Here is a 21794-nt window from a genome sequence, read left to right on the forward strand (position 1 = left end):
CATCTGGAGGGCGCCCGGATCCGGCGCCCTTCGATGAACCCCACGTTAGGAAGGCTTGCGGTCAGCTTCTGTCCGCGTGTCGCGCGCGTCTTCGTGTCGGCGCGCGTCCTTCTTCCCGGCTCAGAACGGGAACTGGCTCCGGCCGTGCTGGATGGAGATCCACTTGGTGGTGGTGAAGTCCTCGATCATCGATTCGCCGTTGAGCCGTCCGAGACCGGAGTGCTTCTCCCCGCCGAACGGCACGATCGGCTCGTCGTGGACCGTGCTGTCATTCACATGGATCATGCCGGTGTGGACCTGCCGGGCGAACCGCACCCCGCGCTCGATGTCCCCGGTGTGCACGGCCCCGCTGAGCCCGTAGTCCGTGTCGTTGGCGATCCGGACGGCCTCCTCGTCGCCGTCGAACGGAATCAGGGTCACCACCGGGCCGAAGATCTCCTGCCCGAGGATCGCCGCGCCCTCCGGGACCCCGCTGAGCACGGTCGGCCCCATCAGGGTGCCCTCGGTGCGCCCCCGCACCAGCGCGGTGGCGCCCTCGGCGATCGTCTGCTCGACGAGCGAGGCGATCGCCTCGGCCTGGCCCTCGTTGATCAGCGGGCCGATGTGGGTGGTGGGGTCGCCCGGGTCGCCCACCTTCAGCGTCTCCACCTTGGCCACGAACTTCTCGGTGAACTCCCGCTCCACCGCCCGGTCCACCAGCACCCGGTTGGCCGCCATGCAGACCTGCCCCTGGTGGACGAAGCGGCTGAAGACGGCCGCGTCGACCGCGTAGTCCAGGTCGGCGTCGTCCAGCACGACCAGCGCGCTGTTGCCGCCCAGCTCCAGGACCGTGCGCTTGAAGTGGGAGGCGGCCACGGTGGCGACATGCCGGCCGACCTTGTCGGAGCCGGTGAAGGAGATCACCTTCGGTACGGGGTGCTCGATCAGGGCGTCGCCTATCTCCGCTATGTCGGTGACCACGACATTGAGCAGCCCGGCGGGCAGCCCGGCCTCCTCGAAGATCTTGGCGACCAGGCCACCGCCGCAGACCGGGGTGTTCTGGTGCGGCTTGAGGACGACGGCGTTGCCGAGCGCCAGCGCGGGGGCGACCGACTTCAGCGACAGCAGGAAGGGGAAGTTGAAGGGGCTGATGACGCCGACCACGCCCACCGGCAGCCGGTAGAGGCGGTTCTCCTTGCCGTCGACCGGCGACGGCAGGATGCGGCCCTCGGGCCGCAGCGCCAAATGGACCGCCTCCCGCAGGAACTCCTTGGCGAGATGCAGCTCGAAGCCCGCCTTCACATGGGTGCCGCCGCACTCCGCGATGATCGCCTCGGTGAACTCCTTCTCGCGGTCCTCGATGATCCGCAGCGCCCGCTCGAAGACCGCCCGCCGGGCATAGGGGTTGGTGCCGCCCCACTCCGGCTGTGCCCGCTCGGCCGCCCGGTAGGCCAGGTCCACCTCCTCGACGGTCGCCACGGTGATGGAGGCCAGCTTCTCCCCGTTGTAGGGGTTGAAGTCGACGATGTCCCAGGAACCGCTTCCGCCGCGCCACTCGCCGTCGATGAACTGAAGGGCCAACTCGGAGAAGTAGGACATGCCATCCCTATCTGCAGGACGCGGTGCCGCGCTCCGACAGCCGCGCACGGGTGGGGGGTATTCCTGACAGAACGTCATCCTACTGACGGGTCAGGCGTCGTGAAGGAGCCCTCGGAGCAAATCCCGGCTCTTCTCCGGAGAGAGGCTGTCCGCGCTGAGCCGCTCCAACACCCGCTCGTACTGGGAGACCTCGTCGCGCTTGTCCAGATAGAGCGCGCTGGTGAGCTGTTCCAGATAGACGATGTCGGGGAGGTCGGACTCCGGGAAGCGCAGCCGGGTGAACGCCCCGCTCTCCCCCGCGTGCCCGCCGAAGGCGAACGGCATCACCTGGAGCGTCACGTGTCGATGCTCGGAGACCGTGATCAGATGGCGGAGCTGGGCGGACATCACGCCGCGCCCGCCGTAGGGGCGGTGCAGCGCGGCCTCGTCCAGCACCGCATGGAACGCCGGGGCGCGCTCGGAGACCAGCAGCTTCTGCCGCTCGAGGCGCAGCGCCACCCGGCGCTCGACCTCCTCGGTGCAGGCCTGGGGCTGGCCTCGGGTGACCACGGCATGGGCGTAGCCCTCGGTCTGCAGCAGACCGTGCACGAACTGGACCTCGTAGCAGGCGATATGGGAGGCGGCGCCCTCCAGGCCGACGTAGGTCTGGAACCAGCCGGGCAGCACATCGCCGTAACTGTGCCACCACCCGGCGACATTGGCCTCGCGGACGAGCCCGAGCAGTGCCGCGCGCTCCGCGTCGTCGGTGACTCCGTACAGCGTGAGCAGATCCTCGATGTCCCGCGCCTTGAAGCTCACCCGGCCCAACTCCATGCGGCTGATCTTGGATTCGGAGGCCCGGATCGAATAGCCGGCCGCCTCGCGGGTGATGCCGCGAGCCTCGCGCAACCGTCTGAGCTGAGAGCCCAGGAGGATACGGCGCACGACCGATCCACTCGACTCGCCTGCGGCCATTTCCGCGATCCTCCCTGTACGGAAAGCATCCTTGCGAACGGCGCCCCCGCAGCCTCTGAGGGTGAAGTCTGCCACTGTTCGGGCTCCGCGCCGTAGGCGTGTCGTTACTCAGCCCGAGGTTGTACGCCAGTGTACGGAGTCAGATATCCGACTAAAACCGATCGAATCGGACCAACTGATGTGCGTGCACGTGCATTTGCCCTTGCATCTGACGTGCGCATTCGGAACCATAGGTTGTGCGCACGTGCTAGCTGGTACGAAATCTGGCCAGAGTTCGTCACGGCCACGGATGCAGGAGTGCTCGCATGGGGAGCGAAGGTTCGGCCCTGCTGGAACCCTTGTGGCAAGGGCTTACCGCGATCGATCCCTCCGCCGTCTCCGGATCCGTCTCCTGCGCGCTTCCCGCCCGCTTCGAGGCGGTCAAGGGGGCCCGGCAGTTCACCGGCTCCACCTTGCGGCAGTGGAACATCCCCGAACTTCTCGACGAAGTCGCGCTCGTCGTCTCCGAGCTGGTCACCAACGCGCTGCGGCACGCCCTGCCCGGCACCGCGGCGACGGCCGGTGAGCCGGAGCGGCCGGTGCGGCTCCATCTGATGCGCGGCCCCTCACGGCTGGTGTGCGCCGTACGCGACCCCAGCGAGGTGGGCCCAGTGACCGGCGAGGCGGGCTGCGGCGAGGAATCCGGGCGCGGGCTCCATCTCGTGGAGTCCTTCACGGACGGCTGGGGCTGGCAGCCGCTGCCGGGCACCCCGCGCGGCAAGATCGTCTGGGCCGTCTTCCATCTCCCCCCGGCGTGAGCCGACTCCCCCCACGCCTGAGCGCCCCTTCCGTACAAGCGGTCACGGGCGGGTGGACTCCGGCGGGGCCGTGGTGATGCCCAGGCCGTGGAGCTGGAAGAGCCGGTTCACATCGTGCATCGTGATGATCCCCTCGAGCTGGCCGTGGTCCACCACCAGCACCGGCATACCGCCGCCACCCGGCCGCGCCCGCTCCAGCACCTCGCTCAGCAGCTCACCGGGCTCGGCCACGGTGCACCGCGACAGCGGCGTCGCCACATCGCGCACCCGCTGGGTCTCCCGGGCCTCGGTCGGCACCGCCGCGAGCGCGCGCAGCCGGACGGCCCCGCTGGGCTGTCCCTCGAAGTCCAGCAGCGGCATCACCGAATGCCGGGAGTGGGCCGCCACGTCGTCGATGAACCGTCCCACGGTCAGCCAGTCGGCCCCGGCGGCGACCGGCGCCGACATCGCGTCCGCCACCCGCACCCCGCGCAGCGCCGTATTGATCCCGGCCCGCTGCCGCTCCGCGTTGGCGATGATCACCATGAAGAGGCCGATGAGCGAGAGCCACAGCCCGCCGGTGTTCCCGCGCAGGAAGGAGATCCAGCCGATGGCGATGAGCGCCATGCCGAGGATCTGGCCGCTGCGCCCCGCCGCCCGGTCGGCGCGCTCCCGGTCCCCGGTACGCCACCAGATCGCCGCCTGCACCACCCGGCCGCCGTCCAGCGGCGCGGCCGGCAGCAGATTGAAGACGCCCAGCAGCAGATTGGCCCAGCCCAGCCAGATCAGGACGGCGGTCGGCACCCCCCATCCGGTGAGCGTATGCACCCCGATCCCCGCGCCGAGGGTGACACCGCCGATGACCAGGCTGGTGAGCGGCCCGATGACGGCCACCCAGAACGCGACCCCGGCGGTGCGGGGCCGTCCCATCTTGGTCATGCCGCCAAGCGCCCAGAGCGTCACGTCCTCCACCGAGACGCCCTTACGGCGGGCGGCGACCGCGTGCGCGGCCTCGTGGAGCAGCAGGCTGCCCATCAGCAGCACGGCGCCGACGACGCTGGCGAGGGCGTAGACGGTGCCGGTGCGGCCGGGGGTCCACGCGGGCAGCGTCTTGTGGCCCAGTCCGTAAGCGAGCAGGACGATCAGCACCGGGACGCTCCAGTGCATCCGCAGTGGAACCCCGAGTACGCGTCCGACCCGGACCGAGCCGTTCATCGCCGTCTCACATCAGTCGGGTGCCCCCGCTCGCCACTACCAGTGTCGCGCGTCCGCGGCGATCAGCCCAGACCGGCCGAATCATGCGCAAGATGGTCGAACTCGCCGTCCTTGGCGCCGAGCAGCATCGCCTCGACCTCGGCCGGGGTGTAGATCAGCGCCGGTCCGTCGGGGAACCGGGAGTTGCGGACGGCCACGTTCCCACCGGGCAGTTTGGCGAACTCGACACAGGAACCCTGGGAGTTGCTGTGTCTGCTCTTCTGCCAGACGACCCCGTGGAGGTCCGCGGCCGCCATGCCGTTGTAGGGGTGGTCGCGCACTGGGCTTCTCCACTGTTCGTGCATGCGTGCAGCCGTCAACTGTCTCGGATCATAGCTGCGTTCCTTTGCAAACGCATGGGCAAATGCATCTGCGTATGCGCAGGTAGATGCACAGGCAGATGCACGTGCACCATGCGTATCTGCATGATCACCCGACACCCGGCATCTCCTGCCCGGAGTGAAGAAGAGCAGTCGTCATGTATGACGTCCGGGTCCCCCTCCGGGTTGAGCCGGCCTCCTGCCGGAGCGGTGTCAGACCCCCCTGCGAGACTCACGGGCATGAGGTGGGCGGCGGCAGAGATGGACGACGGGGGTGTTCGTCTCTGCCCGCTCGCCCCCCAGGGAAAGGCCGCCGGACCGGTAGTCGAGGTCACGGCGGCCCAGGGCGGGATCGCGGAGGCCGTGCGATCCCGCCCCGAGGCCGACCGGTGGGTGTGGCGGTCCACCGCCGAGGTCTATCCACGGCTGCTGGCCGCCGGGGTCCGGGTCGAGCGGGCCTATGACATCGAGGCGGCCGAGGCGCTGCTCCTCGGCCATGAGGGGCGCTCGGGCGCACCGCGTTCGCTCGCCGCCGCCTGGGCGCGGCTGCGCGGGCTGCCCGTCCCCGAGGATCCGCCGCCCCGGGCGGCCGGAGGCCAGCCGTCGCTGTTCGAGCCCGGTCCGCCGCCGCTGCCGCCGGGCGCCGACCCCCTGGAGACGCTGCTCGCGGTGTACGCGGAACAGCTCGTCCGTACGGAGGCGGCCGAGCACCCGGACCGGATGCGGCTGCTGACCACCGCCGAGTCGGCGGGGATGCTGATCGCCGCCGAGATGCGGCGCGCCGGGGTGCCCTGGAGCGCCGACCGCCACCGGAAGCTGCTGGACGAGCTGCTCGGCGAGCGCTATCCGGGCGGTCTGGAGCCGCAGCGCCTGGTCGAGCTGGCCGAGGAGGTCTCGCGCGCCTTCGGCACCCGGGTCCGGCCCGATCTGCCCGCCGAGGTCGTCAAGGCGTTCGGCCGCGCGGGCATCACGCTCGGCTCGACCCGCGCCTGGGAGCTGGAGCGGATCGACCACCCCGCCGTCGAGCCGCTGCTGCGCTACAAGAAGCTCTACCGGCTGCACACCGCCCACGGCTGGGCCTGGCTCCAGTCCTGGGTGCGCGACGGCCGCTTCCGCCCGGAGTACCTGCCCGGCGGCACCGTCTCCGGCCGCTGGACCACCAACGGCGGCGGGGCACTGCAGATCCCCAAGGTGGTGCGGCGCGCGGTGGTGGCCGATCCGGGGTGGCGGCTGGTGGTGGCCGACGCCGACCAGATGGAGCCCCGGGTGCTCGCCGCGATCTCCCGCGACCCCGGGCTGATGGAGGTCGCGGGCAGCGGCCGGGATCTGTACGCGACACTGTCCGACCGCGCCTTCTCCGGCCGCCGCGAGCTGGCCAAGCTGGCGCTGCTGGGCGCGGTGTACGGCCAGACCTCCGGCGACGGCCTGAAGCATCTCGCCGCCCTGCGGCGGCGTTTCCCGGCGGCGGTGGCGTATGTGGACGAGGCGGCCCGCGCGGGCGAGGAGGGCCGGCTGGTGCGCACCTGGCTCGGCCGCACCTGTCCGCCCGTGGGCGGCGGCGCCGAGGAGCCGGCCGACGAGGCGGGGCTGCCGCGGGAGCAGGAGGAGCCGTCGTACGGCAGCACGGCGAGCGCCCGCGCGCGGGGCCGGTTCACCCGGAACTTCGTGGTGCAGGGCAGCGCCGCCGACTGGGCCCTGCTGATGCTCGCCGCGCTGCGGCGGTCGCTGACCGGGGCGGGGCTGCGCGCGGAGATCGTCTTCTTCCAGCACGACGAGGTGATCGTGCACTGCCCCCAGGAGGAGGCCGACACGGTCCGGGAGGCGATTGCCGAGGCGGGCGAGACGGCCGGGCGGATCGCCTTCGGACCGACTCCGGTGCGGTTCCCCCTCACGATGGCGGCGGTGGAGTGCTACGCGGACGCGAAGTAGCCGGCCCGGGTCCTGTCCGGTGGATCCTCGCGCCCGCGACATCAGCGGCTGACGCCCGGGGCATCCGACATCCGATGCGGGGGCAGCCCCAGCGGTCCAGCCGTGACCGGACGGGGCGCCGTGCCAGGCGTCGCGCCGTGCCAGGCGGCGCGGGCCCGCGAAGATCCACCGCACCGGGCCCAGGGGGCAGTCGCTCCCCCGACCGGCTCAGCCCCGCAGGCAGCGGCCCTGATCGTCCCCACACGATGAGAGCGGAGGACCGCCGGGCGGCGGCCCGCCACGCCGCCCACAGGGGAGACCTGCCATGACCATCAGCCTCGAGGCACTGCGCCGCTGCTCCATCGCCGTCGACCTCGGCGCGGCCAGAACGCGTGTCTACCTCAGGCGTACCGGGCTCATCGTCGACGAGCCGACCGTCGCCGCCGTGAACACCCACACCGGCGGGCTGATCGCGGTCGGCGCGCTGGCCGAGCGGATGACCGGGCGGACGCCCGAGCACATCCGCGTCGTACGGCCGGTCTCCAACGGCACCGTCGTCGACATCGACATGGCCCAGCGGATGCTGCGGCTGCTGCTGGGCAACAAGCTGCGGCGCGCCTGGCGGCGCCGCCCGCTGGTGAGCGCCGCCGTCTGCGTGCAGCACGACGCCGACCCGCTCGCCCAGCGCGCCGCCGTGGAGACGCTCACCGGTATCGGCGCCAAGCGGGTCGAGCTGGTGGACACCCTGATCGCCGCCGCCGTGGGCTGCGGTCTGCCGGTGGAACGGCCCGAGGCGACGATGATCGTGGTGTGCGGCGCGGCCACCACCCAGGTCGCGGTCCTGTCGCTGGGCTCGATCGTGGCCGCCGAGCGGGTGCCGGTGGGCGGGGAGACCGTGGACCACGCGGTCGTCCAGTATCTGCGCAACGAGCACGCGCTGATGCTGCCCAGCCAGGCCGTCCGCCCGCTGCAGTTGCTGCTCAAGAACAGCGCGGACGGCGCACCGGCGCCGCCCAGCACCGAGGTGCACGGCCGGGACGTGGCCACGGGGCTCGCCCGGACCGTACGGATCGACGTCGGGAGCGTACGGAGCGCCATCCGCACCCCGCTCACCGGGGTGCTGGACGCCATCGGCACGGTGCTGCGCCGCTGCCCGCCCGATCTGGTGGCCGACCTCGCCGACCGCGGCATCATGCTGGCCGGCGGGAGCGCGGTGCTGCCCGGGTTCGACACGATGCTGCGGGAGGCCACCGGTATGCCGGTGAACATCGCCGACCACCCCGACGTCTGCGCGGTCGAGGGGCTCGGCGCGATGCTCGACGGCAAGGTGCAGCCTCTGCTGCTGGACGCGATGGTCTCCTGACCGCCCCGGCCCGCATCCGGACCGACCCGGGCGGGGCCGGTCCGCATCCGGACCGACCCCGCCCGCATCCGGACCGGCCCCGCCCGCGTCCGGACCGGCCCCCTGGCCCGCCGGGCCCCTGACACCTGATCGGAATTTCTTCGCGACGCGTTGAGCGGCTGCCTCCCTCCGTGCGTAGTGAAGGGGGAAGAGGCCGACATGGCCGCCGATCCCCCCCGGGGCTCAGACCGGGAGCGTCCGTAGATGTCCAACTCAGGTCAGGTCCTGGAGGTTCAGGTGCACGACGACGCCGCCGTGGCCGATGAGCGTCCGCCAAGATCCCAGCGTGGTACGCCGGACGAGCACCTCATGCGCGCGCTCTACCAGGAGCACGCCGGGCCGTTGCTCGCGTTCGTCCTGCGGCTGGTCGCGGGCGACCGTCACCGCGCCGAGGACGTCGTCCAGGAGACCCTGGTGCGCGCCTGGCGGAACGCCGACCAGCTCTCCCGGGCCACCGGCTCCATCCGGCCCTGGCTGGTCACGGTCGCCCGCCGGATCGTGATCGACGGACACCGCAGCCGGCAGGCCCGGCCGCAGGAGGTCGACCCCTCCCCGTTGGAACTCATGCCCGCGGAGGACGAGATCGACCGTGCACTGCGGCTCATGACCCTGACCGACGCGATGCAGGACCTCAGCGACGCCCATCGCGAGGTGCTGGTCGAGACCTACTTCAAGGGCCGGACCGTCAACGAGGCGGCCCAGACCCTCGGCATACCCAGCGGGACGGTACGGTCCCGGGTCTTCTACGCGCTGCGCTCGATGAAGCTCGCGCTCGAGGAGAGAGGAGTAACGGCATGACAGCGCAGACGCACCACTCGGGACATGACGCCGTTGGCGCGTATGTGCTCGGCGTGCTCGACGAGGCGGAGGCCAGCTACTTCGAGGAGCATCTGGTCGGCTGCGACCAGTGCGGACGGCAGCTCGACGAGCTGACCGGACTGGAACCCCTGCTGGCCGATCTGGCGGCCGACATCCCCGGGATCCACGGCAGCCCCGGGCGGACCCAGCTCACGGGCCACACGCCGCATTCCTTCAGCGCCACTCCCCACGCCATCGAGACCCTCACCGCGCGCCCCGGTCCGACGCTGCTCCAGCGCATGGTCGGCGAGGTGGCCGTATCCCGCGCCAAGCGGCGGCGGCGCGGGCTGTACCTGGTCGCGGCGGCGGCCGTGCTGATCGTCGGTGGTCCGGTCGGCACCATCGCGGTCACCTCCGGCGGCTCGGACACCTCCGTGACGGCCACCCCCGGCGAGAGCGCCCTCTTCTCCGGGATGCCCGACAAGGTGCAGGGCACCGACCCGGGCACCAAGGTGAACGCGGCGGTCGCGCTGGAGGACAAGATGTGGGGCACCGACGCCGTCCTGCGGCTGAAGAACCTCAAGGGTCCCCTGGACTGCAGCCTGATCGCGATCTCCAAGGACGGCCACGAGCAGACGATGATGACCTGGTCCGTGCCCGAGTGGGGATACGGGATCGAGGACAGCCCCAAGGCGGAGGCGAGAAATCCGCTGTGGGCACATGGCGGCGCGGGCATGAAGCGTGCCGACATCGAACGCTTCGAGGTCCGTACGGCCGACGGAAAGCGCCTGGTCTCCCTGAACGTCTGAGCGACGTCAACGCCTGACCCTGCTTGAACGTCCGGTCTGCCGCAATGTCCGATCTGCCACTCGGATCGCCGATCATCCCGTGCGGCGCGGTGAGCGAGATGTTACACAGAGTGTGATATGTCGTGCTTCGCGTCCCCGGGGGGTCCGGATCCGAGGAGGCACTCCGTGGCTGACCGGGACGCCCATCAGCAGCGCATGTTCGCTGAGTATGTGCTGCCCGAGGTCGAGGTGCTGCTGCGCGTGGCCATGTCACTGACCACTCAGCGAGCCGACGCCGAGGATCTCGTGCAGGACACGTTACTACGGGCGTACCGGGCAGTCGGCCGTTTTGACGGGAGACATCCACGGGCCTGGCTGCTGACGATCATGCGGCATGCGGAGGTCAGCCGGCGCCGCCAGCGCCGGCCCCGGCTGCTCGACGATCCGGATACGGAACTGGAGCGGCTGGTCCCGGCCCGGGACGCGACACCGGAGGAACTGGTGGTCGACACGACGTTCGACGAGGCCGTGGACGCCGCGTTCACGGCGCTTCCGCTGCGTGACCAGCAGGTGGTGCGGCTGGTGCATGTGGACGGGCTGTCGTACGCGGAGGCCGCACAGGTGCTGGACGTCCCCAAGGGGACGGTGATGAGCAGGCTGCACCGGGCGCGTAAGCGGATCCGGAACCAGTTGCTGGCCGCGGGAGTGGAATCGGAGCGAGGTGGCGCATGAGCAGATGGACATGGTGGCGGACCACACGCACCACTCGAACCAGGCAGACCACCGAAGATCTCCGGGGCGCGCGGTGTCCCCTGGGCGCGCCGATGCTCCAGTCGTATCTGGACGGGGAGCTGGAGGCGCCGGCCGCGGCCCGGGTGCGGACCCATGTGGCCGAGTGCCACCGCTGCGCCCGGGAGCTCGCCGTCTACCAGCGCATCAGCGAGGCGCTGGCCGCCCGCGCGGTGACCGACGAGGCGGTACTGGACCGGCTCAGGGACTTCGCGGAGTCCCTCGCCGAGCCGGAGAGCCGGGAGCCGGGGACGGAGGCTGCGCCGACCGAGCCGGTCCCGGGGACGGAGACGGTGCCCGGGGCGGTGCCGCCGACGGAGGCGGAGCCGGAGCCGGAGACGGTCCCAGGGAGGGCGCCGGGCTCGGATCGGGACGCGGATCAGGGCGCGGTGCACAAGGCCGGAGGCTGACGATCGGGTCGGGCCCCACGCCCCCGCCGGGCAGCGCGACCGCCCGTTCGCGCGAGGTTCTGCGCAGCAGCAGGGCCGCGGTGAGCAGGGTCCCGGTGATCAGGGCCACATCGGCGAGGTTGAACACCGGCCCGCGGGCGTCCAGCGTGATCCAGTCGATGACGGCCCCGCGCAGCGGGCCCGGCGCCCGGATCATCCGGTCGGCGCCGTTCCCCATCGCTCCCCCGGCGATCAGCCCCAGGCCCAGCGCCGCGCCCCGGCCGCGGACCCGCAGCCCCGCACCGGCCGCACCCAGCGTGGCCACCGCGCCCGCGAGCGTGATCACGACGATCAGCGCGGGCCTGCTGTGGCCCAGGCCGAAGGCGACCCCGGTGTTGCGCACCAGCAGCGCGCAGAACGGCCCGAACCGGGCCTGTGGCCCCACGGTGTCGCTCCAGGCGGCCAGCGCCATGGCCTTGCTGAGCTGATCGGCCACGATCACGACGAGCGCGACCAGGGGGAAGAAGAGCCGGCCGGTCGCCGGATGGGGCTTCATCATCGGCCTCCCTGGGGGTGGGGGGCCGGTCCGCGGGCGCGGTCCGCGGCCCGGGAGGGAAACCCGCCGGGGGTCCGCCCCGCTTCCCTTCCGGCCGGGGAAAAAGACGAGGGCCCGCAGGCGGCTGCCTGCGGGCCCTCGCTGCTGCCCACTGCCTATGACCTCCAGGTGGTCATCGGCGGTGTACCGAAGGGGTCACTCCGACGATTACTTCCCCTTCTTCGCCTCCAGGAGAGGCGTCTGGTACTTGGACAGCATCTTCATCTTGTTCTGGTCGATGGTCTTCCAGTCGTTCTTCAGCACACCGCCGGTGTCACCCGAGTCCGGGTTCCAGGTCCAGTAGGTGTAGCTGATCTGGTGCTTCTTGAGGTAGTCCATCAGGGCGTTCTGCCACACGGCCTCGGAGCTCTTACCGGCGGTCTTCTTACCACCGAACTCACCCATCAGCAGCGGGGCGATGTTCTGCTTCTTGATGTACGCCCAGTGCTTGTCCCAGATGGCCGGCATGTTCTTCGGGAAGTCCTTCGCCATGAACCAGTTCTGGTTGTAGACACCCGGACCGTAGTCGTGGGCCGAGTAGACGACCTTGTTCGGCTCCTTGAGCTTCACCGGGTGCTGCTTCACACCCTGGAGGTCACCGCCCCACCAGAACTGCTCGTTCTTGTGGCGGTCCGTACCCTCGACGAAGATCAGCCAGTTCTTGTTGACCTTGTGGATGGCGTTACCGGCCTTGGTGGAGGCAAGCTGCCAGTCGGTCTTCGGGTTGCCGTCGCCCCACGTGGCCTGGCCACGCGGCTCATTGTGCAGGTCGGCGCCGATCACCCGGTCGTTGTTCTGGTAGCGCTTGGCCAGCTTGACCCAGTCGTCCAGCCACTGCTTCTCGGTGAGGCTCTGCGAGTACCACAGCTCACTCTGGCCGTACTGGTCCGGACGGTGCTGGTCCAGGATCACGCGGATACCGCGGTCGGTGGCACCCTTCACGATCTTGTCCATGATCTGCTGGGGGGTGAGGCCCTTCAGATCGGGGTTCTTGTGCCAGTCGATGCCGTTGGGCTTGGCCGACGACTTGAACATCTCGTTCGAGTACGGCAGACGCATCGTGTTGAAGCCCTGCTTGGCCATCTGGTCCAGCATGGACTCCCAGCTACGGGTCCACAGGCCGTGCGGCGCGTAGGTGCCGGTCTCGAAACCGAACCAGTTCACACCGGTCAGGACGACCTTCTTGCCGTTGGAGTCCACGATCTCGCTCTTCTTGGTGGACAGCGGGCCCTCGGCGCCCGCACCGGTGGCCTTGGCCCCGGCGGCGGAGGTGGTGGTGGTGGCCGACTGGCCATCGGTGTTGTTCACAGCGAAAGCAGTGACGGTGCCACCCACGGCAGCAGCAGCGACGACGGCCGCGGCGATACCGAAGCGGAGACGCTGCGAGCGCGGCGTGCGCTTGGTCTCGGTGGTCGGGGCGTTGTTCTGGTCCATGGGGGAATTCATTCGGTGATGCTCCTGAGGAATTCGGGTACTGCGGTCTTGAGGATGCTGGGGTTGTTCGTCGGAGATTCCAGACATTCCATCTGCGGGTCGGAGACTGCGGTCAGCCGGACAATCCGCGCGGACGGTAGGAGTTCGCCGATCAGGCGGACCAGCCGCTGCGTTTGCCAGCCGGGCTCATCCACGTCGATCAGCACCACATCCGGCTGCATGTGGTTGGCCAGAGAAATTGCTTCTCGGGCCGACCCTGCAATTCCGGATAGCTCCAGTCCGGGCTCCTCGACAACGAGATCGGCGAGAGCACTCAACACCAGTGGGTGGTGCTCCACGACGAGAACTCTGCGCATCGATGGGAGCTCCTTCGTGGCTTGTCCTTTCGCTCACCGACATTAGGGACTGACCGCGGTCCGAATCGCCGTACGGCTGGCTGAAATCTGCGTACCTCAATTGCAGGAATTCCGGGCACACCAAACGACCGAATTCCGCGTACCTCAATTGAGGTAGGAGAATTCGGCCGTTTTATGGGAGTTATGTCCGATATGGGGGGTCGGTCCGAGGCGCTCAGGGCATGCGAAAGGCGCCGGTCACGGGGTGACCGGCGCCTTGGAGGAGGTCAGCGGGGCAGGGGGCAGAGGGGTCAGAGGGCCAGGGGTTCAGTGCGTCAGCCGGTACGCGTACCCGGGCAGGAACATGCCCGCACCGGCGGCACAGCCGTCCGCCTGCCCCGGCTGCTTGACCCACAGGAAGGCGTCGATGCCGGGGATGCCGGTGGCGGCGGTGGGGGGCCTGCCCAGCTTGCGGCCCGGCGGATCGCAGAAGCTGTGCTTCCGCGTGGGCCCCGCCCCATTGCGGCTGGTGTCGACCACGACCCCCAGCCGGGGCCGGCGCAGCTCCCTGATCACGGAGAGTCCGTAGCGCACCTCGTCGGCGGTGGCGTTGAAGTTGGAGACGTTGACCGCTATCCCGTCCCCGTACCGCTCTATACCGGCGCGCCGCAGCCGATCGGCCATGGTGCGCGCGGGCTGCCATCCGGAGTTACCGGCGTCGTAGTAGACCCGGGCCCGTGGCGCCCCCCGCTGGAACGCCCGCGCCGCGTACGACAGCGCCGCGTACCGCTCCGCCTGCTGCCGCCGCTTGAGACAGCTCATATGGGCGAGCGCGTCCGGTTCCAGGATGACGATGGCGCGCCCGTCCCCTATCCCCCGGGCGAGGGCCTCGCTCCAGCGCCCGTAGGCGGCCGCGTCCCCGGCGCCGCCGGAGCTGAGCTGCTGGCAGTCGCGCTGCGGGATGGTGTACGGGACCAGCACCGGCAGCCGTCGCCGGGCGGCGGCGGTGCGGACCAGGGAGCGGGTCCGCTCCTCGACCAGGGACTCATTGGTCTCGGTGAGCCAGGCGGCCTGGGGCTCGGCGGCGATCCGCTCGCCGATGGCCGCCGCCCGCCGGTCGTGCGGATGGTCCCGCACCCAGGTCGCGGCCGGGTTGTGGGGGTCGGTGTAGAAGCGGGTCGTCGCCGGGAAGAACGGCTTGGCCACCGGGAGTGACGGCTTGCCGTACGGCTGCCACACCGGCCCCACGAACAGGGCCTGCACCGTGGTCGCCGCCATCACCACCTCGACCACCAGCACCATCACGATCAGCTGGGCAATGCCCCGCCCCGCCCACCTGGGCTTACGTCCGCCGGCCGACGGGCGGAGGCGGCGGACGCGTCCGCACAGTTTCGTGATCATGGCGAGTCCAGCCCGGCCTCAGCCGTTGTGGAAGTTGTCGGGCGGGGGCCTGCGCCGGCTGATGAGCACCACCGCCAGGACCGCGAGCACCACCAGGACGCCGGCCACCACCCCTATCGTGACCAGGGCTGATTCATCCCCGTCGGTTTTGGCGGCGGAGGCGGCCGGGGTGGCGGCCGCATGGCGGCGGGGAGCGGAGAGCTCGGCGGAGGCCGGTGGCGCGGCCCGGTCCGCCAGCGCCTTGGCCGGAGCGATCACCCCGTATCCGTAGCGCGGGTCATGGCCCGCGGCCCCCCTGCGATCGGCGGTGTCGATCAGCTTCTGGACGACCTGGTTGGCGTTCCAGCGGGGGTGCTCCGAGCGCAGCAGCGCGGCGCCCGCCGCGACCCAGGGCGCCGCGAAGCCGGTGCCGTCGCCGGTCCAGTAGTCGCTGTTGCCGGAGGTGGTGAGGATGGAGACGCCGGGGGCGGCCAGGAGGGTCTTCCCACCGTGGTGGGAGGAGGTCCAGACGGCGCCCTTCTTGTCGGTGGCCACCACGGCGACCACCCCGGGGAGGGCGGCCGGGTACGTGGGCTTGTTGCCTTCCTTGCCGTTGTCGCCCGCGCCGGCCACGATCACGGCGTCCTTGGCGACGGCGTACTTCACCGCGGACCGCAGCGCGGGGGTCGGACGCTTGAAGGAGACGGCCAGATCGATGACGCGGGCGCCCTGGCCGACCGCGTGGCGTATGGCCTTCGCGGTGGGGTCGGCGAGGGCCTTTCCGTCGCGGTAGACGTCGAGCGGCATCACCTTGGCCTGGGGCGCGAGGCCGTACACCCCGTCGCCGCGGTAATTGCGGCCGGTGCCGGCGATGATTCCGGCGGCATGGGTGGACTGCTCGGCCGCCTTGCCGCCGTCCCGGGTGCCGAAGCCGCCGGTGCCGCCCGCGAAATTCTTTCCGCGGACCACGCGCCCGCGCAGATCCGGATGGGTCGCGTCGACCCCGGTACCGATGACCGCCACGGTCACCCCGGCACCTTTGCTGATTTTCCAGGCGCGTTCCGCTTTGAGCGCGGTCAGCGCCCATTCGGAATCATGCAGCCCACCGGAATGGGAATCACTTGCCGCAGCCGGCGTGGCCAGTGCGAGCGTCATCGCGGCGATGAACACTCCGGCTCGGCCGGCGAATGGATGGCGTGACATCACGTGACCTGACATTACGTCACCTACTCTCTTCGCATGGGACGCAAGGCCGTCGGGCCCATTTCATCTTGGGCATCCCCCGCAGGTACTGACACCCGCGAGAGGGTGAGCGACCCGTCCCTTCTTTGGGGGACGGTCGGGATACCCCGCACCCTCCTCTCCCCAATACGGGGGAGCGGAGGGGTCCGCCGAAGGTGTACCACCGGCTCCCCCGGTCGCGGGTACTACCTCCTTTTCGGGTGACGCACTCTTGGGTCAACGGCGATAAGAGCCTCCTGTAGAGGGAGTCGCGATGCAGCGTTTCCGAACGTCCAGCGAGCGCACCGGAGAGCCGGACGAAGAGGCGGATACCTCCGCCGGCAAGGCCCGTAAGCGGACCGGAATGCTCTGGCGAGCCCTCCCGGTCCGGAACCCGATGGCCGGTATGCCCGGGCTGGCCCTTCGGTTCGCGGTCGTCGGCGGGGGCGGCGCGCTCGTGAACACGGTGGTCCTCTTCGTTCTTTATCACTGGGCCGGACTTCCGCTCCTGGTGGCGTCGGCGATAGCGGTGGAACTCGCCGTGGTTCACAACTATCTGCTGAACGACCGGTGGACCTTCGCGGTCGGCACTCCGTCCCTGCGGCGATTCATCAAGTTCAATGTCTCGGTTCTGGGCGGACTCGGGGTCAATGTGCTCATCGTCTGGTCACTGGTGCGCGGCGGAACGCATCTGCTGCTGGCGAACTGCCTCGGCATCGCGGCGGCTTTCGCGGTCAACTTCGCGTCGAGTACCGGCTGGGTCTGGGGGAGGCGGAGCCGATGATTGTCGCCATCATCTACCTGGTGCTGATCGTGGTCTCGATTCTGCTCACCGTGCAGTCGGCCCACGTCCTCTACCTCATGCTCTACACCTGGGACCGGGCGGATGCCGAACTGAGGGCCAGGGCGCCGGATGAATTCCTGCCGCCCCAGATCTCCTTCAGTGTCCTGCTGCCCGCCCGGCATGAGGAAGACGTCATCCAGAGCACCATCGAGCGCGTGGTGCGGGCCAACTACCCGGCGGAACTGCTGGAGGTCTTCGTGATCTGCTCACAGGACGACGACGGCACGATCAAAAAGGCCGAGGAGAAGATCGACGAGCTGAAGCGGGAAGGGCTGCGCAATGTGCGGGTCGTGGTGTTCGACGACCAGCCGATCAACAAACCGCACGGCCTCAACACCGCTCTTCCGCACACCGCCAACCAAGTGGTGACGATCTTCGACGCGGAGGACGATATCCACCCGGAGATCTTCAGCCTGGTGAACACCGTGATGGTGCAGGAGAAGGTCAGGGTGGTCCAGGCCGGTGTGCAGTTGATGAACTACGAGTCCAACTGGTACTCGACGCTCAACGTCCTGGAGTACTTCTTCTGGTTCAAGAGCCGGCTGCACTACCACGCCCACCACGGCTCGATCCCGCTCGGCGGCAACACCGTCTTCTTCGCCCGTGAGCTGCTGCTGCGGCTCGGCGGCTGGGACGACCGCAACCTCACCGAGGACGCCGACATGGGCCTGCGGATATCCGCCATGGGCGAGCGGGTGCGCGTCGTCTACGACGACCGGTATGTGACCAAGGAGGAGACCCCGCCGACCCTCGGCCACTTCATCCGGCAGCGCACCCGCTGGAGCCAGGGCTTTATACAGACTCTGAAGAAGGGCACGTGGAAGAAGATGCCGACGCGCAAACAGCGCTGGCTCGCCTTCTACGTCCTGGTGTTCCCGCGCGGGCAGGCGCTGCTCGGCCTCTATCTGCCGATCTCGCTCGGCATGATCCTGATCCTCAAGGTGCCGGTGCTGATCGCGCTCTGCTCGTATCTGCCCGTACTGCTGCTGGCCGCGCACTTTCTGGTCCAGGCGGTCGGTCTGTACGAGTTCACCGGCGCCCATGGCCTCGAAGCCTCGCCCAAAGCCCTCATGCGCATGGCCATCGCCTGGTTCCCCTTTCAGATGGTCCTCGCGTACGCCGCGCTGCGGGCCATGCGGCGCGAGATGCTCGGCCGCCACGACTGGGAGAAGACACAGCACGTAGGCGCCCACCGGGCCACCACCGAGGAGGCGGAGTCGCGTGTCGGATAACACCACGCCCTCGCGGTCGGCGCCCGTCGGCTCGGAAGGCCGGAAGACCGCGGCGGACAAGGAGACCGCGCCCAACAAGAGCACCACGCCGCCGGACAAGAGCACCGCACCGGGTAAGAGCACCGCACCGGACGAGAAGACCGCACCGGCCAAGAGCACCGCACCGGGCAAGAAGACCGTACCGGGCAAGAGCGCCACGCCAGGCAAGACCACCGCACCGGCCAAGAGCACCGCACCGGGCAAGAAGACCGTACCGGGCAAGAGCGCCACGCCAGGCAAGACCACCGCACCGGCCAAGAGCACCGCACCAGGCAAGAAGACCGTGGCGAACAAGACCACCACGCCAGGCAACAAGCCCGTGGCGGGCAAGAGCACCACGCCAGGCAACAAGCCCGTGGCGGGCAAGAGCACCGCGCCGGGCAAGAAGACCGTGGCGGGCAAGAACGCCAAGGCCCCCGCGCGGCGTCCGCGTCGCGGCCCGCGGTTCTCCGTGGCGCGCGGCTGGTTCCCCCCGCTGGGGACCAAGGGCAAGATCGCCCTGGTCGTCTCGCTGCTGACCGGCGTGCTCACCCACGGCTACCACCTGTTCCGCTATCCCCTGTACCTCACCGACGAGGGCATCTATATGCAGCGGGCGTGGTCGGTGCTGCGGGAGACCAGCCTGTCCCCGTACACCTACGACTACGACCACGCCCCGCTGGGCTGGATCACCCTGGCCGGCTGGGCCTTTCCGCTGCCGAAGCAGTTCGAGACCTTCGGGAACGCGATCAACACCGGACGGTTTCTGATGCTGCTGGTGCATGTCGGCAGCGTCTATCTGCTGTTCGAGGTCACCCGGCGGCTGTCCGGCAGCGTGCTGGCCGCAACCGTCACCGCGTTCCTCTTCAACGTCTCGCCGATCGCGGTCTACTTCCAGCGGCAGGTCCTGCTGGACAACCTGATGATCCTCTGGCTGCTGCTGAGCCTGTTCATGCTGCTCCGCCGGGAAGTCACGATCAGATCGGTGTTCGGCGGCGGGGTGGCGCTGGGCATCGCCCTGATCACCAAGGAGAACGCCATCTTCTTCGTGCCGACCTTCATGTATCTGCTCTACCGAAGAATCAAGGGATCGCCCAGCCATCGGTTCACCAGGGCCCTCTGGCCGTTCGCCGCGCTCAGCCCGATCGGCGCCTATGTGACCTACGCACTGCTCAAGAACGAGCTGCTGCCGAGCGGATTCGACTTCGATCTGAACAATCCGCCCGCTGACCATGTCTCGCTGCTCTACACCCTGTGGTGGCAGCTCAACCGTAACCAGGGCACCCTCTTCAGCCACACCGGACTGCTTCAGACGAGCTGGCTGGTGCGGGACAAGTTCCTGCTGGTCGCCGGGGTGTGCGCGATGGTGATCTGTCTGTGGGTCGGCGTGCGGGACCGCAGGCGCAACCTGGGCTTTCTGGTCGCCGGAACGCTGGCCTTCGGATACGCCTTCTATCTGGTGCGCGGCAGCGTGGTGCTGGACTTCTACATCACGCCGCTGATCCCGATGTTCGCGCTCAATGTCGGCATGGTCACGGACCGGCTGCTCAAGGGCTCGTTCGCCAGTCGGTTCATGCGTGGTGCCCATTCCATGACCCGGGTCGCCGTGCCGTCGTTCGTCGCCATTCTGCTCCTGGCGTCACCGGCCTCCGGATATCTCGTCCACACCAATACCGAGGGCCGTACGCAGATTGCCGACCAGTACCAGTCCAAGATCAACCTCACCGGAATGCAGCATGCTCAGATCGCCTGGGTTCGCAAGCACGTTCCGCCGAATTCGCGCATCATCATGGATGACGACCTGTGGAGTGAGCTGCACGATATCCGCCCGTTCTACCCGTACGCGCACTCCCACTGGAACGCCTCGTCCGACCCGGATGTCCGCGACAAACTGTTCAAGAAGAAGTGGCAGAACGTGGACTACATCATCATGTCGAACAAGATGCGCAGATCCATGATGCTCAACAATGGCGACGGCCGGGAGAACTGGATCCTCCAGGCGCTGCGCAATTCCAACCGCGTCTGGTCGGTGACCGAGGGCAATATCAGGCTGGAAATCTACCGTGTGCAGTAGCCATGGGAAGAGGAGGTGAAGGCCATGCCTGAGTACGACGACGACCGGGATGTTCGGGAGGACAGGGATGATCCCGAGAACGAGGAGGAAATCCCCGACGAGGAGGACGACGTCTCCGAGGAAGACGACGTCTCCGATGAGGACGACATCCTCGAGGAAGAGGAAATCCCCGAGGAGGAAATCCCCGAGGAAGAGGACGTCTCCGATGAGGACGACATCCTTGAGGAAGAGGAAATCCCCGAGGAGGAAAGCCCCCTCGCCGAGGAGAACCTCCCCCACCAGAAGAACACCCTCGACGAGGAGAACACCCCCGACGGTGACAAGAAGAAAAAGCTCACCTGGAAGACCGTCCTGCTCGCTCTCGTGGTCTTCGCGATCGTCGGATCGCTCGTCCAGGTGGTCGCGCGCGGCGGCTTCGGAGGCGCCCTGAGCACCACCGGCGGCGGAGGCGGGAGCGCCCCGAAGAAGCACCACTCCCGGCAGGAGCAGGAGATACGCCCGCCCAAGCAGCCCAAGACCATCAAGCTGGGCAACCAGCGGGTCCCCCAGGCATCCGGCCCGATCATCGTGATCAACCCGGGCCTGGTGAACCCCGGCAGCAGCGCCGCGGTCGAGGGCGGTGGCTTCGACAAGAAGGCCACGGTGGACATCCTGCTCAAGGTCCGGAAGTCGGACACCAAGGGCCGTGCCATCGGCAGCGTGCGCTCGGACAAGTTCGGGTCGATCTACGCCCGGTTCACCATGCCCGAGAGCGCGGGCAACCGGCCCGCGACCCTGGTCGCCCAGCAGCGCGGCAGCACCAAGGCGGCGCAGGCCAAGGTGATCACCGGTGGTGCGGTCGGCACCGCGAAGATCAACAAGCTGGTCGGGCGCCCCGGCGACGTGGTGACGGTCACCGCCCGCGGCTTCCGCCCGGGTGAGACGATCGACGTCTTCTGGGGCCGGACCACCGGCATCCCCGTCACCACGCTGCACACCGACAGCAGCGGCGGCGTCGGCCAGGCGGCGATCAAGGTGGGCGTGGCCCCGACCGGCTCCAGCACCCTGGTCCTGGTGGGCAAGCGCAGCAAGACCACGGCCACCGCGCCGTTCCAGATGCTGGCCATGTACCCCTCGATGAAGTCCAAGCCGTACGCGCTCAAGGCCGGCCAGCGGATCACGCTGTCCGCGAACAAGTTCGCGCCCGGCGAGCGGGTGCTGGTCTACATCAACTCCACCGGCGGTCTGCCGGCCTTCACCGCCCAGGCGAACGGCATGGGACAGATCCGCGACGTGGCGTTCAACGTGCCGTTCGGCCTCAAGGGACGGCAGACGCTGATGGCGATCGGCGACCAGAGCCGGGCCGTGGTCCGCTCGGGCTTCACCGTGCTGCCGTACTCCCCGTCCGCGGAGCCCAGCGCCTTCGGCGGCAGGGCGGGCACCACGCTCAGCTTCTATGTCGCGGGGTTCGCCCCGGGCGAGACGGTGAACGCCTACGCCGGTTCGGGCTCGAAGGGCCAGCGCAAGATCGGGAGCTTCCAGGTGGACAGCCGGGGCAAGGCGTCGGCCGTGGGCTCGTACAAGATCACCACGGCGGACGAGAGCGGTGTGGCCTTCCAGCTCATCGGCCAGAAGAGCGGTGGCGTCGCGAAGGCGAGCATCAACATGTCCCAGGGACGCGGAGATTAGGGCCGGCGAACGGCACCGAGGAAGAACGTGGGCCGGA

At 69.3% G+C, this 21794-nt stretch carries 19 protein-coding genes and 1 pseudogene; 11 read left to right on the forward strand and 9 right to left on the reverse strand.

Annotated elements, in window-relative coordinates; all coding sequences use genetic code 11:
- Nucleotides 1–120: 120 nt before the first annotated feature.
- The gene (locus STRVI_RS42105) at nucleotides 121–1578 is read right to left on the reverse strand and encodes an aldehyde dehydrogenase family protein (RefSeq protein WP_014061673.1); all 1458 of its coding nucleotides are present in this window, start codon (nucleotides 1576–1578) and stop codon (nucleotides 121–123) included.
- Nucleotides 1579–1668: 90 nt separating this feature from the next.
- Nucleotides 1669–2532 (reverse strand): helix-turn-helix domain-containing protein, encoded by an 864-nt coding sequence (locus STRVI_RS42110; protein WP_014061674.1) that lies wholly within the window; start codon nucleotides 2530–2532, stop codon nucleotides 1669–1671.
- 305 nt (nucleotides 2533–2837) lie between these two features.
- On the opposite strand from STRVI_RS42110, the gene STRVI_RS42115 reads away from it, so the two are divergent.
- A complete protein-coding gene (locus tag STRVI_RS42115; RefSeq protein WP_014061675.1) occupies nucleotides 2838–3329 on the forward strand; it encodes an ATP-binding protein in 492 nt (163 codons plus the stop codon).
- 42 nt (nucleotides 3330–3371) lie between these two features.
- Here the strand turns inward: STRVI_RS42115 and STRVI_RS42120 are convergent, their stop codons facing one another.
- Nucleotides 3372–4523: a site-2 protease family protein gene (locus STRVI_RS42120; RefSeq protein ID WP_014061676.1), complete on the reverse strand. Its 1152-nt coding sequence runs from the start codon at nucleotides 4521–4523 to the stop codon at nucleotides 3372–3374.
- Nucleotides 4524–4585: 62 nt separating this feature from the next.
- Nucleotides 4586–4819, reverse strand: coding sequence for a DUF397 domain-containing protein (locus tag STRVI_RS42125; RefSeq protein WP_251983011.1), 234 nt, complete (start codon nucleotides 4817–4819; stop codon nucleotides 4586–4588).
- Between the two features lie 303 nt (nucleotides 4820–5122).
- On the opposite strand from STRVI_RS42125, the gene STRVI_RS42130 reads away from it, so the two are divergent.
- From STRVI_RS42130 to STRVI_RS56265, 6 genes and pseudogenes are all read left to right on the forward strand, one after another.
- Nucleotides 5123–6811 carry a bifunctional 3'-5' exonuclease/DNA polymerase gene (locus STRVI_RS42130; protein ID WP_014061678.1) on the forward strand — a complete coding sequence of 563 codons (1689 nt, stop codon included), beginning with the start codon at nucleotides 5123–5125 and terminating at the stop codon, nucleotides 6809–6811.
- 304 nt (nucleotides 6812–7115) lie between these two features.
- Nucleotides 7116–8153, forward strand: coding sequence for a rod shape-determining protein (locus STRVI_RS42135; protein ID WP_014061679.1), 1038 nt, complete (start codon nucleotides 7116–7118; stop codon nucleotides 8151–8153).
- Between the two features lie 243 nt (nucleotides 8154–8396).
- Nucleotides 8397–8990, forward strand: coding sequence for a sigma-70 family RNA polymerase sigma factor (locus tag STRVI_RS42140; protein ID WP_014061680.1), 594 nt, complete (start codon nucleotides 8397–8399; stop codon nucleotides 8988–8990).
- Nucleotides 8987–9799, forward strand: coding sequence for an anti-sigma factor (locus tag STRVI_RS42145; protein ID WP_014061681.1), 813 nt, complete (start codon nucleotides 8987–8989; stop codon nucleotides 9797–9799). Before STRVI_RS42140 ends, STRVI_RS42145 begins: the two co-directional genes overlap by 4 nt.
- 165 nt (nucleotides 9800–9964) lie before the next feature.
- Entirely contained in the window at nucleotides 9965–10510 is a 546-nt protein-coding gene (locus STRVI_RS42150; RefSeq protein ID WP_014061682.1) for an RNA polymerase sigma factor, read from the forward strand.
- A gap of 92 nt (nucleotides 10511–10602) precedes the next feature.
- Nucleotides 10603–10677, forward strand: a pseudogene (locus tag STRVI_RS56265) (zf-HC2 domain-containing protein); the annotation flags it as partial.
- Between the two features lie 91 nt (nucleotides 10678–10768).
- Here the strand turns inward: STRVI_RS56265 and STRVI_RS49445 are convergent.
- From STRVI_RS49445 to STRVI_RS42180, 5 genes are all read right to left on the reverse strand, one after another.
- Entirely contained in the window at nucleotides 10769–11512 is a 744-nt protein-coding gene (locus STRVI_RS49445; RefSeq protein WP_167543261.1) for a signal peptidase II, read from the reverse strand.
- Nucleotides 11513–11719: 207 nt separating this feature from the next.
- The gene (locus tag STRVI_RS42165; protein ID WP_014061685.1) at nucleotides 11720–12997 is read right to left on the reverse strand and encodes a glycoside hydrolase family 5 protein; all 1278 of its coding nucleotides are present in this window, start codon (nucleotides 12995–12997) and stop codon (nucleotides 11720–11722) included.
- Complete coding sequence (locus tag STRVI_RS42170; protein ID WP_014061686.1) at nucleotides 12994–13341, reverse strand: response regulator; 348 nt, start codon at nucleotides 13339–13341, stop codon at nucleotides 12994–12996. Before STRVI_RS42170 ends, STRVI_RS42165 begins: the two co-directional genes overlap by 4 nt.
- A 306-nt stretch (nucleotides 13342–13647) precedes the next feature.
- The gene (locus STRVI_RS42175; RefSeq protein ID WP_014061687.1) at nucleotides 13648–14721 is read right to left on the reverse strand and encodes a glycoside hydrolase family 6 protein; all 1074 of its coding nucleotides are present in this window, start codon (nucleotides 14719–14721) and stop codon (nucleotides 13648–13650) included.
- An 18-nt stretch (nucleotides 14722–14739) separates the two neighbouring features.
- Complete coding sequence (locus tag STRVI_RS42180) at nucleotides 14740–15729, reverse strand: S8 family serine peptidase (protein WP_251982836.1); 990 nt, start codon at nucleotides 15727–15729, stop codon at nucleotides 14740–14742.
- A gap of 466 nt (nucleotides 15730–16195) precedes the next feature.
- Here STRVI_RS42180 and STRVI_RS42185 point away from each other — a divergent pair, with 466 nt between their 5' ends.
- From STRVI_RS42185 to STRVI_RS42200, 4 genes are read left to right on the forward strand one after another with little or no spacing between them, the layout of a single operon-like run.
- Nucleotides 16196–16705, forward strand: a complete 510-nt coding sequence (locus STRVI_RS42185; RefSeq protein ID WP_014061689.1) for a GtrA family protein — start codon at nucleotides 16196–16198, stop codon at nucleotides 16703–16705.
- Complete coding sequence (locus STRVI_RS42190; protein ID WP_014061690.1) at nucleotides 16702–17997, forward strand: glycosyltransferase; 1296 nt, start codon at nucleotides 16702–16704, stop codon at nucleotides 17995–17997. The genes STRVI_RS42185 and STRVI_RS42190 overlap by 4 nt, the downstream gene beginning before the upstream one ends.
- The gene (locus tag STRVI_RS42195; RefSeq protein WP_014061691.1) at nucleotides 17987–20089 is read left to right on the forward strand and encodes a glycosyltransferase family 39 protein; all 2103 of its coding nucleotides are present in this window, start codon (nucleotides 17987–17989) and stop codon (nucleotides 20087–20089) included. Before STRVI_RS42190 ends, STRVI_RS42195 begins: the two co-directional genes overlap by 11 nt.
- 24 nt (nucleotides 20090–20113) lie before the next feature.
- A complete protein-coding gene (locus tag STRVI_RS42200) occupies nucleotides 20114–21757 on the forward strand; it encodes a hypothetical protein (protein ID WP_014061692.1) in 1644 nt (547 codons plus the stop codon).
- Nucleotides 21758–21794 lie beyond the last annotated feature (37 nt).

Origin of the sequence: Streptomyces violaceusniger Tu 4113, from assembly GCF_000147815.2 — a bacterium.
In the GTDB taxonomy this organism is placed as follows: domain Bacteria; phylum Actinomycetota; class Actinomycetes; order Streptomycetales; family Streptomycetaceae; genus Streptomyces; species Streptomyces violaceusniger_A.